This window comes from Ruegeria sp. AL2, assembly GCF_056540845.1.
The window spans coordinates 421,229-434,868 of sequence record NZ_JBQFXM010000001.1 but is presented as its reverse complement, the minus strand read 5'-3'; the positions used below and the strand labels follow the sequence as shown (position 1 = coordinate 434,868).

At 57.8% G+C, this 13,640-nt stretch carries 10 protein-coding genes; 2 read left to right on the top strand and 8 right to left on the bottom strand.

Features of this window, described 5'->3' with window-relative positions:
• Nucleotides 1-18 precede the first annotated feature (18 nt).
• The 4 genes from ACR0ID_RS02160 to zwf all read right to left on the bottom strand — a co-directional run bounded on the left by ACR0ID_RS02160 (nucleotide 19) and on the right by zwf (nucleotide 5,561).
• Nucleotides 19-1,638, bottom strand: a complete 1,620-nt coding sequence (locus ACR0ID_RS02160; RefSeq protein WP_480603500.1) for a long-chain-fatty-acid--CoA ligase — start codon at nucleotides 1,636-1,638, stop codon at nucleotides 19-21.
• Nucleotides 1,639-1,823: 185 nt separating this feature from the next.
• Nucleotides 1,824-3,434 (bottom strand): glucose-6-phosphate isomerase, encoded by a 1,611-nt coding sequence (pgi, locus tag ACR0ID_RS02155; RefSeq protein WP_480603498.1) that lies wholly within the window; start codon nucleotides 3,432-3,434, stop codon nucleotides 1,824-1,826.
• 4 nt (nucleotides 3,435-3,438) lie between these two features.
• The gene (gene pgl / locus ACR0ID_RS02150; RefSeq protein WP_480473002.1) at nucleotides 3,439-4,110 is read right to left on the bottom strand and encodes a 6-phosphogluconolactonase; all 672 of its coding nucleotides are present in this window, start codon (nucleotides 4,108-4,110) and stop codon (nucleotides 3,439-3,441) included.
• On the bottom strand, nucleotides 4,107-5,561 hold the full coding sequence (gene zwf, locus ACR0ID_RS02145; RefSeq protein WP_480603496.1) for a glucose-6-phosphate dehydrogenase: 1,455 nt from the start codon (nucleotides 5,559-5,561) through the stop codon (nucleotides 4,107-4,109). Before zwf ends, pgl begins: the two co-directional genes overlap by 4 nt.
• A gap of 163 nt (nucleotides 5,562-5,724) precedes the next feature.
• Here zwf and ACR0ID_RS02140 point away from each other — a divergent pair, with 163 nt between their 5' ends.
• The gene (locus ACR0ID_RS02140; protein ID WP_480603494.1) at nucleotides 5,725-6,678 is read left to right on the top strand and encodes a radical SAM protein; all 954 of its coding nucleotides are present in this window, start codon (nucleotides 5,725-5,727) and stop codon (nucleotides 6,676-6,678) included.
• A gap of 111 nt (nucleotides 6,679-6,789) precedes the next feature.
• Here the strand turns inward: ACR0ID_RS02140 and ACR0ID_RS02135 are convergent, their stop codons facing one another.
• Nucleotides 6,790-7,059 carry an usg protein gene (locus tag ACR0ID_RS02135; RefSeq protein WP_267366492.1) on the bottom strand — a complete coding sequence of 90 codons (270 nt, stop codon included), beginning with the start codon at nucleotides 7,057-7,059 and terminating at the stop codon, nucleotides 6,790-6,792.
• A 222-nt stretch (nucleotides 7,060-7,281) separates the two neighbouring features.
• Here ACR0ID_RS02135 and gyrA point away from each other — a divergent pair, with 222 nt between their 5' ends.
• Nucleotides 7,282-9,972 carry a DNA gyrase subunit A gene (gyrA, locus tag ACR0ID_RS02130; protein WP_480553885.1) on the top strand — a complete coding sequence of 897 codons (2,691 nt, stop codon included), beginning with the start codon at nucleotides 7,282-7,284 and terminating at the stop codon, nucleotides 9,970-9,972.
• Nucleotides 9,973-10,014: 42 nt separating this feature from the next.
• Here gyrA and yghX read toward each other — a convergent pair whose 3' ends face one another.
• The 3 genes from yghX to ctaA all read right to left on the bottom strand — a co-directional run bounded on the left by yghX (nucleotide 10,015) and on the right by ctaA (nucleotide 13,594).
• The gene (gene yghX, locus ACR0ID_RS02125) at nucleotides 10,015-10,911 is read right to left on the bottom strand and encodes a YghX family hydrolase (RefSeq protein WP_480603492.1); all 897 of its coding nucleotides are present in this window, start codon (nucleotides 10,909-10,911) and stop codon (nucleotides 10,015-10,017) included.
• 63 nt (nucleotides 10,912-10,974) lie between these two features.
• Complete coding sequence (locus tag ACR0ID_RS02120; protein ID WP_480603490.1) at nucleotides 10,975-12,444, bottom strand: carboxypeptidase M32; 1,470 nt, start codon at nucleotides 12,442-12,444, stop codon at nucleotides 10,975-10,977.
• A gap of 4 nt (nucleotides 12,445-12,448) precedes the next feature.
• On the bottom strand, nucleotides 12,449-13,594 hold the full coding sequence (ctaA, locus tag ACR0ID_RS02115) for a heme A synthase (RefSeq protein WP_480603488.1): 1,146 nt from the start codon (nucleotides 13,592-13,594) through the stop codon (nucleotides 12,449-12,451).
• Nucleotides 13,595-13,640: the final 46 nt, after the last annotated feature.

The following is a 13,640-nucleotide window of genomic DNA, read 5'->3' as shown; positions in this document are numbered from 1 at the left end:
ACCCCGCCAGATCGCGTCTCACCCCCAAAGGGCATCCTTGAAATCCGCACGCAGGTTGCGTTTCAACACCTTTCCGGTTGCGTTCAGCGGCAGCGCGTCAACAAAGACGACTTTGTCCGGAATCTGCCATTTGGCGATTTTCCCTTCGAAGAAGTCCAGAAGCTCCCCTTCGCTTGGATTCTCACCCTCGGCCCTTACAGCGACAAGCAACGGCCGTTCGTCCCATTTCGGGTGCGGAACACCGACTACGGCTGCGGTTGCCAGTTTCGGGTGCGCAACAGCGATGTTTTCAAGTTCGACCGAGCTGATCCACTCCCCTCCGGACTTGATGATGTCCTTGGATCGGTCACGAATGGTCATGTATCCATCGGCGTCCAGCGTTGCGACATCGCCTGTGGCGAACCAACCGTCTTGCAACAGATCCTGATCCTGCATCAGGAAATAGCTGTCCAGCACCCAATGCCCCCGCACCATCAGATCGCCCTGCGTTTCACCGTCATGTGGCAGATCTTTTCCGTCATCATCCACAATTTTCAGTTCAACCCCGAAAGGAGGCCGGCCCTGACTCAGACGGATAAGGTGTTGTTCTTCAAGCGGCAGCACCAGATGTTTGGCCAATGGGCAGTTGGCCGTACCAAGCGGGCTCATCTCGCTCATGCCCCACGCATGGACCGTATCGACGCCATATTTATTCCGGAAGGTTTCCATCATCGAGGGCGGGCAAGCAGCTCCTCCGATCACGGTCCGTTCGAGGCTTTTCAAGCTCGTCCCGCATTTGGCGGCATGTGCCAACAGTCCCTGCCAGATGGTTGGCACCCCCATGGCCAGCGTCACGCCATAGGTGTCGATCAGATTGACCAGCGCCTCGCCATGCAGATCCGGGCCGGGCAAAACCAGACGCGATCCTGACATAGCACAGGCATAAGGCGACCCCCATGCATTAACGTGGAACATAGGAACGACGGGCATCACGACATCCATCGCCGAAAAGCCGATCACGTCGCGCGTATTCGACGCGAAACTGTGCAGGACCGTCGATCTGTGGGAATAAAGAACCCCCTTGGGATGGCCAGTTGTGCCCGACGTGTAACAGAGCCCCGAGGCGGTATTTTCATCCAGTTCAGGCCAATCAAAGGCCGCGTCACCGGTTTCGATCAGCTCATCATAGAATTTCACGTCGGGTATCTGTGCGGCGGCGTCATCATTGCGGGGGCCCATCAGAACAAAATGGCGAACATCCCTCAGCGCACCGTGCAAGGCGGCAACCAGCGGGACGAAGGTTGCATCAAAGAACAACACCCGATCCTGAGCATGGTTGATGATATAAGTCAGTTGTTCAGGAAAAAGCCTCGGATTGACCGTGTGACAGACATATCCCGCACCCGAGGTGGCATAATAGATCTCCAGATGGCGACGATTGTTCCAGGCCAGCGTCGCGACCCTGTCCTGCGGCTCCAGACCCAGCCGCGTCAGGGCCGACGCCAAACGCCGGGCGTTCACGGCTATCTCGGACCAGTTGGTTTCGGTCACTGTTCCATCCGTTTCGACCGAGATGATCTCGGTCTGGCCGTGGTAGCGCTGCGCGTGATCAATCAACGACGAAATCAGCAAAGGCTGCGTCATCATCTGTCCCAGCATGGACATCCTCCCGTCATGGGCGGGACCTTGCCTGGCCCCGGCCTGTTCCGTCTGGCACTGACAGGCAGAGGTGTTCCCTGTCACGTCAGTCCAGCCGTTTCCTAAGACGGAACCCTGCCAATCATTTAATTGTCTGACAATAAGAGAATGCAACCCACACCGATAGCGGACTACATTCCCGCCGCCTAATCCCGGTGTTTCAGTGCGTAGGCGACCAAGGCCGCGGTCGACCCATCCTTGCCCTCGGCGCTTTCTTCACCGTCCACAATGGGGCCGAGCGAATTGGCCAGTTCCTTGCCCAGCTCAACCCCCCATTGGTCGAAAGAGTTGATGCCCAGCAACACGCCTTCGACAAACACCCGGTGTTCGTAAAGCGCAATAATCTGACCCAACACAAACGGTGTGAGTTTGGGGTAAATCAACGTTGTCGAAGGACGATTACCGGGGAAGACCCGGTGCCGGGCCTGCCGGTCCAGTTCATCACCCAGATACCCCTGCTGCGCCATGCGTTGTCGCGCTTCTTCGAACGAACGGCCACGCATCAGGGCCTCGGACTGCGCCAGACAATTGGCCAAAAGCAGACGGTGGTGATGGGTCAGTTCGGGTTCGTGCCCCTCGGCCGCAACCATGAATTCGCAGGGAATGACATCCGTGCCCTGATGGATCAGCTGGTAAAACGCGTGTTGTCCATTGGTGCCCGGCTCACCCCAGACGACAGGTCCTGAAGGCATGGTTAAGGACGACCCGTCCATCGCCACGGATTTGCCATTCGATTCCATCTCCAACTGCTGGAAATAAGCGGGCAGACGCAACAACCGCTGGTCATAAGGCAGCACCGCACGGCTGGTATATCCCAGAACCTGTCGATGCCAGATGCCAACCAATGCCAGCATCACGGGCATGTTTTCATCCCAGTCAGCCGAGCGGAAGTGCAGATCCATCGCCTGCCCGCCACGCAAAAACGCGTCAAAAGCTTTTGAACCAACCGAAATCATGACCGGCAAGCCGACCGGCCCCCAAACCGAATAACGCCCACCGACCCAATCAGCGAAACCAAAAACATGCGCCTCGGGAATACCGAAGGCCTGCGTCTTGTCCAAAGCGCTGGAAACGGCGGCAAACTGACGCGTCGGATCGCCCCCGCCTTCGGACATCCACGCACGGGCGGTGCGTGCATTGGTCATCGTTTCGATTGTGGTAAAGGTTTTTGAGGCGACAACGACCAGCGTGCGCGTCGGGTCGAGCCGCCGCAACGTGTCCGCGATATGCGCCCCATCGACGTTCGAGACGTAATGCACCCGCGGCCCATCGTGATAAGGTGCCAGCGCCAACGTGGCCATGACCGGGCCAAGGTCTGACCCGCCGATGCCGATATTGACCACATCGGTAAAGTTGCCCCCCGCCCCAGCGATGGCGCCGCCACGCACCTCTTCAGCGAACACGCGCATCCGATGCAGCGTGTCCAGAACCTCGGGCATAACGTCCTGACCGTCCACCTCAACCGGCCCGCCATCAAGGTTGCGCAGGGCCGTGTGCAACACCGCGCGCCCTTCGGTCTCGTTGATCTTCTCGCCCGCAAACATCGCATCACGCCGAGACGCCAGATCAGCCTCTGCACACAATTGAATGAGCGCGGATCGCACCGCATCATCGATCTGTGTTTTTGAATAGTCGAAGACCATATCCCAGGATGAGGTTGAAAAAGCTCCAGCCCGGTTTGCATCTGCCGCAAACAGGTCAAGGATACGACGGTCACTTTTCGACAGAGCCAGTGTTTTCAAAGCATCCAGATGCATTGCCTTACTCCGCCCAGTGTACGGTCATGCCACCAAGAACTGCGGCGATCGGTGCCTCTTCCGGCGGTAGCGACATAGCTTTTTCAAGAACGGTGCGCTTTGCCTGACCATAGATGATCAGATGTTTCGACAGCGCCCCGTCCAGGACCGGAGCGGTCAGGGAAATTCGTGCCTCTGGCTGCACTTCGGTCCGGGCAACGATCAACGTAGGTGCATCACTGCGCAAAGCTTCCTCCAGCCCTTCCATCCCCGGAAAAAGAGAGGCCGTGTGCATGTCTTCACCCATTCCCAGTACCAGCACCGACAATGGCAATACCGGCGCAATCAGCGACTCGATTTCGGGCAACGCTGCCTCAGGTTCTGCACCAGGGACATAAAGCGGAATATATTGCGCCACAGAGGCCCTGCTGGTCAGCAATCTCTCGCGGATCAAACGCTCGTTAGAGCGGTCATGATCCGCTGGCACACAGCGTTCATCCGTTGGCAACACACGCACACGATCCCACTCAAGATCGGCGGCACACAGGCTGTCAAATACCGGGCCCGGAGTTGTTCCCCCGGGGACGGCCATTGCAACGGTATCATGGTGCAGCAATGCGGCCTCAAGATCGCCCGCCAACACGTTGGCCACGTCGATGGCAAGCATTTCGCGATCAGCATATTCCTGAATTTTCATGGCTTTATCCCTTGCCAGTGGCGTCCATCACGTTTCATTAGCAGTTCAGCGTCGCCCGGCCCCGTGCTGCCGCTGTCATAAGGCTTCGGCACGTCCCCGCGCGCCAACCATCCAGCGATGATCGGATCGGTCCAGGCCCAGGCGGCCTCAACCTCATCCCCGCGCATGAACAGGGTCTGGTTTCCACGGATCACGTCCATCACCAGGCGTTCATACGCATCTGGCGGGTCCTGATTTTCGGGGCCGAGGGCTTCGGCAAAGCTCATGTCCAAGGGAACATCGATCAGACGCATCCCGCCCTGCCCCGGTTCCTTGATCGTCACCTTCAGCGTGATCCCCTCATTCGGCTGCAACCGGATCGACAACGTGTTGGCGTGACGCCCCGCTTCTTCCCCGAAAATCGAGTGCGGCGCGTCCTTGAACATCACGTTGATCACCGACGAGCGCGCCACCAGACGCTTGCCGGTGCGCAGGTAGAACGGTGTACCTGCCCAACGCCAATTGCTGATATGGGCCTTTAACGCCACATAGCTTTCGGTGGTTGATCGCAGGTTGCCAACGCAGTCCCGGTATCCCGGCCCGTCCGATCCGGCCGCAAACTGCCCCCGCACGATGTGATGCGGTTCAACCGGATTAAGCGCCCGGATCACCTTGAGCTTTTCATCCCGAACTGCGTCAGGATCGAACTTGGCCGGAGGTTCCATCGCAATCAGGCAGAGCAGCTGCATCAGGTGGTTCTGCACCATATCCCGCATCGCACCCGCGCGCTCATAATAATCTTCGCGCCCTGCGATACCGACAGTTTCCGCAACCGTTATCTGGATATGGTCGACATACTGGCTGTTCCACAGCGGTTCGAACAGCATATTGCCAAAGCGGACCGCCATCAGATTCTGGACGGTTTCTTTGCCTAGATAATGGTCGATCCGGTAGATCTGATTTTCATTAAAATGCGCGGCCAGCGTGGCATTCAAGTCCCGCGCGCTTGCCAAATCATGTCCAAACGGCTTTTCGACCACGATGCGGGTTTCTTCTGTCACCAGATCATACGCCCTAACCCGCTCGGCCAATGGCCCAAACAGGCTGGGACCGACTGAGAAATAGAAAGCGCGAACCCGGTCGGGCGAGAGCTTTTCACCCAGTACATCCCAACCTTCCGTCGTCAAGGCATCCAGCGATACATAGTCGACCCGTTGCAGGAACCCGGTCAGGGCTTGCGAATCCCGGGCGCGTTCCGAAGCGTGCCGTTGCAGCGACTCAGCAACCATCTTACGAAAGGCGTCCGCCGTGTGACCGGCGCGCGCCGCTGCGATAATCCGGGCATCCTCGTGCCACTGACCCGCACAATACCGACGGAAAAGCGCAGGCAGGATCTTACGCTGCGCCAGATCACCGGTGCCGCCGAAAATGATCAGATCAAATGGATCAACAGGGATGACACGTGAAACCATGAGTTGTCCTTACCCTTACCCTTCCGGCATGTCCAATGTTAGCGCAACCAAAGCTCAATAAATCTTGTTGATCAAAACTCTGTCAGAACCCCTGCACCAGACTTACCAAATCCGCGACAAAGGGCTAGATCAGTTTGATGACTTCAACGAACCGGATGCGGGAATGAAAGACAACGCCCCTCAGCTTGCCAATATCGGCAAGTTTCAGCGTAAACTGGTAACGGCCGATGGCCAGACCCGCGCAAAGGTTTCCCTGACCAACCCTCAGACCCTGTGGTTCAACACCGGCACGCTGTGCAATATTGAATGCGTAAGCTGCTATATCGCCAGCAGCCCGACCAATGACGCACTGGTTTATATCACTGCAGACGAGGTTCGTGACTACCTGGATCAGATCGAAGCCCGCAATTGGCCTGTGCGTGAAATCGGTTTTACGGGCGGCGAGCCCTTTATGAACCCCGAGATGATCGATATGACCCGCGCCGCGGTGGAGCGTGGATACGAAGTTCTGATCCTGACCAACGCGATGGCCCCGATGATGCGTCGCAAGATGCGCGACGGGCTACTGGCATTGCAAAAGACTTTCAATGACAAGCTGACCCTGCGTGTTTCCGTCGATCATTACCGCGCAGAACTGCACGACCTTGAACGCGGCAAGGGGAGCTTTGAAAAAACCCTGACGGGTATGAAGTGGCTGCGTGATCACGGCTTTAACATGGCTGTTGCCGGGCGCACCGTTTGGGATGAGTCTGACACGGAAAGTCGCGCGGGTTATGCCGCATTCTTTACAGAGAACGGCTTTGACATTGACCCGCATAACCCGGCTCGGACCGTCCTGTTCCCGGAAATGGACGAAACTGTCGAAGTTCCCGAGATTACAACGGCTTGCTGGGGAATACTGAACAAGTCACCCGATGCATTGATGTGCGCCAGCGCCCGCATGGTGGTGAAACGGAAAGGCGCTGACCGGCCTGCCGTGTTGGCCTGCACCCTGCTGCCCTACGAGTCGGAGTTCGAGATGGGGTATTCTCTGGCCGAATCCGAGGCTGACGTTCACCTGAACCACCCCCATTGTGCCAAATTCTGCGTGCTGGGCGGTGCCAGTTGCTCTGGCTGAACGATTCAGGAATTCCTGATTTCGCTTCGGACGGATCATCAGACACGCGCCGACCATTTCGCTTCAATGATTGAAGAGCATGCACCAACGGAACTCGTACCTGCCTCTCGCTCAGTTCACACGAAACTCGCCCACCATGTTGCGCCACTCACCCGGTGCGATCATTTTGCGATGGGTGAATTTGACCGAATGCAGCGGGCCTTCGATTTCGCGCTGCCAGAAGTCGATGAATTTGAACAGTTTCGGATGATCCGGCGCAAGGTCGTAATCCTGCCAGATGAACGTGTTCAAGACGTGGATATAGTCGGGCATATGATAGAAAAACTCAGCCGTTGTCAGCCCGTACCCCTTGAGCATCAATTCGGTTTCGCTTGGGTTCATGCAGACCTCCTGCTTGATACAAGGTCCATTCAAGATACCACGAAAAACTTCTAATACTTATATAACAATATGTTACTTGAGTATTACCTCGGAAAATCCCCGTAAAGGCGCTGCTTGCTTGCACCTTATGTGCCGGGTCTGATAAGATACACCCACAAGATATAGACCCAGAACAAGACACGGGCAGTTTACGTGAGCGATACGCCAGAAATTCCTGAAAACATGGATGAAACCCCGCCCGAGCGCCCAGTCTACGACGGCCCGACGGTTTCCATCGAATCCGAAATGCGCACATCCTATCTGGACTATGCCATGTCGGTCATCGTTAGCCGCGCGATCCCTGATTTGCGCGACGGGCTGAAACCGGTGCACCGCCGCATTCTGTATGCGATGCACGAAACGGGGAACACGCACGACAAGTCGTACCGCAAATCGGCCCGTCCGGTGGGCGACGTGATGGGTAAGTACCACCCGCATGGTGACAGCGCGATCTATGACGCACTGGTGCGGATGGCGCAGGATTTCTCGATGTCGCTGCCGCTGCTGGACGGTCAGGGCAACTTTGGCTCGATGGACGGCGATAACCCGGCGGCTATGCGCTACACCGAAGTGCGGATGGACAAGCCCGCCGCTTCCCTGTTGGCTGATATCGAAAAAGAAACGGTTGATTTTCAGGACAACTATGACGGCAAGGACCGGGAACCGACGGTTCTGCCGGCCCGTTTCCCGAACATGCTGGTCAATGGCGCCGGTGGTATCGCCGTGGGGATGGCGACGAACATTCCGCCGCACAACCTTGGTGAAGTGGTCGATGCGACTCTGGCGCTGATCGACGATCCCGACCTTACATCAGAACAGCTGATCGAATACATCCCCGGTCCCGACTTTCCGACCGGTGGCCTGATGCTGGGGCGTTCCGGTGCGCGCAAGGCCTATCTGGAGGGCCGTGGCAGCGTCATCATCCGCGCCAAGACCCGAGTAGAAGAAATCCGCAAGGACCGCTATGCCATCGTTGTCGACGAGATTCCCTATCAGGTGAACAAGGCCGCGATGATTGAAAAGATCGCCGAGGCAGTTCGCGAGAAGCGGATCGAAGGCGTGGCCCATGTACAAGACGAATCCGACCGCAACGGTGTGCGCGTTGTGGTCGAGCTCAAACGTGACGCGACGCCCGAGGTGGTGCTGAACCAGCTCTATCGCTTTTCGCCGATGCAGACCTCCTTTGGCTGCAATATGCTGGCGCTGAATGGTGGCCGCCCCGAGCAGTTGACCCTGCGCCGGTTCCTGACCTCGTTCATCGACTTCCGTGAAGATGTCGTTGCCCGCCGCACCGCCTACGACCTGCGCAAGGCGCGCGAACGCAGCCACATCCTGTGTGGTCTGGCTGTGGCGGTGTCCAACGTCGATGAAGTGGTCGCAACGATCCGGTCGTCTGCGGACGCGGCGCAAGCGCGTGAAAAGCTGATGACCCGCCGCTGGCCTGCCTCCGAAATCGAAAGTTATCTGCGCCTGATCGACGATCCTCTGTCCAAGATGAATGACGATGGCACCTATAACCTGACCGAGGTGCAGGCCCGCGCCATTCTGGAGTTGCGCTTGCAGCGCCTGACCCAATTGGGCGTCAAAGAAGTCACGGACGAACTGGAAGAACTGGCAGCCAAGATCAAGGAATACCTTGATATTCTGTCCTCACGCGAACGGATCATGAGCATCATCGCTGATGAGCTGCGCAGCGTGCGTGAACAGTTCGCGGTCGACCGCCGCACTGAGATCGTCGACTGGTCGGGCGACATGGAAGACGAAGACCTGATCGAGCGCGAAGACATGGTCGTGACCATCACTTCGGGCGGCTATATCAAACGTACGCCGCTGGCAGATTTCCGCGCCCAGAAACGCGGTGGCAAGGGCCTTTCGGGGATGCAGACCAAGGAAGAGGATGTTGTTACCAACCTCTTCGTTGCAAACACCCATACACAACTGCTGTTCTTCACAACAGACGGGATGGTCTACAAGCTCAAGACCTGGCGCTTGCCCCAATCCGGGCGCACCGGCAAAGGTAAGGCCATCGTCAACATCCTTCCGATCCCAACCGGTGTTTCCATCGCCGCAATCATGCCCGTGGATGTACCCGACGAAGAATGGGAAAACCTCCAGATCGTCTTTGCCACCAGCGCAGGTGACGTGCGTCGTAACCGCTTGTCAGACTTCACCAATGTCCGGCGCAACGGCAAGATTGCGATGAAACTGCCCGACGGCGTCGAACTGGTGAATGCACGCATCTGTTCAGAAGACGAAGACGTGATGCTGGTCACCAATTCCGGCCGCGCGATCCGTTTCCGGACCACCGACGTGCGAGTCTTTAACTCACGCGAATCCACAGGTGTCCGGGGGATCAGGCTGACCAACGGTGACCGTGTCGTGTCGATGTCCGTGATCCGTCATTTCGAGGCGACCCCCGAAGATCGTGTGGCCTATCTCAAGATGCGGCGTGCAGTTGCAGGGCTTACCGAAGAAGACGCTGGTGACGAGGAGGAAGCCGCAGCAAGCAGCGATTTTAGCCAGGAAAAATATGCCGAGATGTCGGCGGCTGAAAACCTGATCCTGACCATCACCGCCGGTGGTGCTGGCAAGTTGAGTTCAAGCCACGACTACCCGGTGCGCGGACGTGGCGGCATGGGCGTAGCCGCGATGGACAAAGCGATGCGCGGTGGGGATTTGGTTGCATCCTTCCCGGTCGAGATCGACGATCAGATCATGCTGGCCACATCGAAAGGCCAATCTATCCGGGTGCCGGTCGATGGAATCTCGTTCCGCTCACGTTCCGCAGGTGGCGTGAAGGTATTCAATACCGGCAAGGGCGAAGAAGTCGTCAGCGTCGCGTGGATCGCCGATCAGGGCGACGAGGAAGAATGACAGTAACCCCGGGCACCGGTTCGACGATTCCCGGGGTTCAGTTCATGTCAGGTAGGCATTGAAAAAAGCGATGGTCCGGCTCCATGCCAGATTTGCCGCGGCTTCGTCATACCTAGGCGTCGTATCGTTGTGAAAACCGTGATTGACGTCCGGATAGAAGTGCACGCTGAATTTCTTTTGATTGGCTTTCAACGCCTCTGAATATGCAGGCCATCCAGCGTTGATACGCTCGTCCAGACCGGCATAGTGAATCATAAGAGGTGCTTCGATGGACGGAACATCTTCGGCTGGTGGTTGCCGACCGTAGAATGGCACCGAGGCCGCAAGGTCCGGATAGGCCACGGCCAAGGCGTTGCAAACACCTCCGCCATAGCAGAAGCCGACAGCACCAACCTTTCCTGTCGAAAGTTCGTGATCACGTAAGAACTCAAAAGCCGCGAAAAAATCCGCCATCAGTTTTTCCCGGTCCATCGAGCGCTGCATCTCGCGCCCTTCTTCATCAGTACCGGGATAGCCGCCAAGGGGGGACAACCCATCAGGTCCAAAAGCCAGGAAACCGGCCTTGGCCGCGCGGCGCACAACGTCCTCGATATAAGGGTTTAGACCCCGGTTCTCGTGCACGACCAGTACCGCAGGCAGTTTACCTTCGGCATTTGCCGGCATCGCCATCAGGCCGCTGGTTTCGCTATGCCCATCCGGGCTGTCATATGCGACCACCATGGTTTGGATCGCGGGATCGTCCGGGGCCACCTGTTGCGCCCAGGCGTAATTAGGTTGCAACTGGTCCAGAATCATTGCGCCTGTCATTCCGGCGGCAGTGTATTTACCGGCTTTTGAGATGAACTCTCGCTTGGACATCGTGCCGTGCACATATCCGTCGAATATTTCGAGGATACGCGGATCAAAATCACTGGCTTTCTTGCGGGCTTTTCCGGTCATCGTTGCCTCCCAGGCGATGGTATCGGTGCACCGATTCTAACGCCTGAGCCGCAATTCGGAAACTCACAAATCGTAGAGCGCGCCGAACTTGGCCTCGAGATAGCTTAGCAATGGGTCCGGTCCGGGTTCGATGCCGCTTGCACGGGCAATAACCTCGCGCGGTGCATAAAGGCCGCCATGCTGCTGCACATGCTCACGCAACCAGCCGGTCGCGCCGGACGTGCAGCCGCGGGCCAGTTGCGCATCAAGATCGGGCTCTGAACCGAGCAAGGCCTGATAGAGGCACCCAGCATAGACATTGCCCAGCGAGTAGGTCGGGAAGTAACCGAACAGCCCAACCGACCAGTGCACATCCTGCAAACAACCGTTCGAGGGCTTGTCGACCGCATAACCGAAATCTGCCTTGAACCGATCATTCCAGGCGGCCTCCAGATCGCCGACCTGCAAGTCTCCGGCCATCAGCGCGCGTTCCAGATCAAACCGCAGCATGATGTGCAGATTGTATTGGACCTCATCCGCCTCGGTGCGGATATAGCCGTTATGGACGCGGTTGACCGTCGCATAAAACGCGTCCGGATCGGCAATGCCGAAATCGCCGAACGCCTCTTTCATTTGTTCGAACAACCATCCGGTAAAGGCCCGCGACCGACCCAACTGGTTTTCGTAGATCCGGCTTTGGCTTTCATGCACGCCCATCGACACGCCAGACCCGAGCGGTGTCAGGAGGTATTTTTCGTCGATCCCCTGTTCATAGGCGGCGTGGCCCACCTCGTGAATGGTGGAATAGAAACAGTTGAACGGGTCTGTTTCGCTGGTTCGCGTGGTGATGCGGACGTCAAGACCGCTGCCGGAACTGAATGGGTGAACCGCCTTGTCCACGCGGCCATTGTTCAGGTCATAGCCAAAGGCGACCGCCAGTTTTTGTGTCAGACGCATCTGGGTCTGCTCATCAAAACTGCGGTTCAGGGCAGCGGGCTCGGGCCGCTCCAGCACGGCGGCACGCAGGGCTACCAGTCGTGGGCGCATCTGGTCGAAGATATCCGCGATCTGGGCGCTGGTCGTGTAAGGTTCGTAATCTCCGACCATGGCGTCGTATACGTCGCCCCCTTGCGCCAGCGCCTCGCCTTCCTGTCGTTTCAGCGACACGACCTCTTCCAGAACCGGAAGAAAGGCCGAGACATCTTCGTCTGCGCGCGCCTGCGCCCACTTTCCCTGTGCAGCGGACGTCACACGGGCAATCGCCGTTGCCAGATCAGCAGGCACCTTCACCGCGCGATCATATGCGCGCCGGATTTCACGCATCTGCGCTTTGCCGACCTCATCCTGAGGTGCGGCCTGATCCAGCCATTCGGCAACACGAGGATCGGAACGGCGCGCGTGCAGGACAGATTCGATAGCTGCCATTTCTTCGGCGCGCTGAGGCGCTGCGCCGCGCGGCATGACGGTTTCCTGATCCCAGCCAAGCCGACCGGCGATCTGGCCCAAAGCCGAAGTTTCCCGCTGAAAGGTCATCAGTTCATTGAAAGCGGTCATAGTTTTAAACTCCGCGCACAGATGTTGCGATTGGATAAGCTGTGAGGAACCGCGCGCGCAGGATCAGCGTCCAGACGATAACGGCCATAAACTGGTGGAAGATAGCGATCTGCCATGGCGCGCCGTAAACCACGGTCACGATGCCGACGACGACCTGTAACGTAAGCGCGGCGAAAGCAGTGTTAAAGGCAAAACGTGTCTGCGGATGCGCGCTGCCGCCACCACGTCGCCAGACGACGACGGCAAAGATGAACAGCAGATACCCCGCACAGCGATGGATGAACTGTACCAGACCGGGGCTTTCAAAGAAATTTCGCCACATCGGTTCCAACATAGTCGCATCCGGGGGCAGCAACTGCCCCCCCATCAGCGGCCAGTCGGTGTAAGACCGCCCGGCGTCGATCCCGGCGACAAGCGCGCCAATGAGTATTTGTAAAAAGGCGAAATGCATCAGCCCTGTAGACAAGGAAAACAACCTGACCTCTTTGGCCCGGCGCGCCTGCATCAGGTCACGCTCTTCCCGGCCAAGTTCAAAGATGTACCAGGCCAGAAATCCCAGGATCACAAAGGCCAGCCCCAAGTGTGTTGCCAGACGGTAACTTGCGACGGCTGTCATGCCTTCACCCTGGGTGACGCCCGAGGCCACCATCCACCAACCAACAGCGCCCTGCAGACCGCCAAGAAGACCCGGAACGATCAACTTTCCCGTCCACCCTGTCGGGATCTTGCGGGAGAGAAGAAAGGTCAGAAATCCAACGGCCCAGACCAGACCGATCATGCGACCCAACTGACGATGGCCCCATTCCCACCAATAGATGGATTTGAAGTCACCCAACTCCATCCACTGGTTCTGGATGCGCCATTGGTCAATCTGCTTGTACTTGTCGAACTCTGCATGCCAGTCCGCCTCGGTCATCGGCGGCAAAGCTCCGGTGATCGGGCGCCATTCGGTGATCGAGAGGCCGCTGTCAGTCAGGCGCGTCAGGCCGCCAACCGCGATCATCACAACGACCAGAGCAAACAGGATCATCAGCCAGATGCGGATCGCGTTGCGCGCGCCGCCGCGCCCCCGGTCGATCATACCGGGTTGAACCGCCTGTTGTTTTTCGGTGTCCGTGACCTCTTCGAAGATGCTGCGCTTACCGCTCATGCTGTCCTCATGTCCTGATTTCGCCACAAGCTAGGGCTTGGGTGAA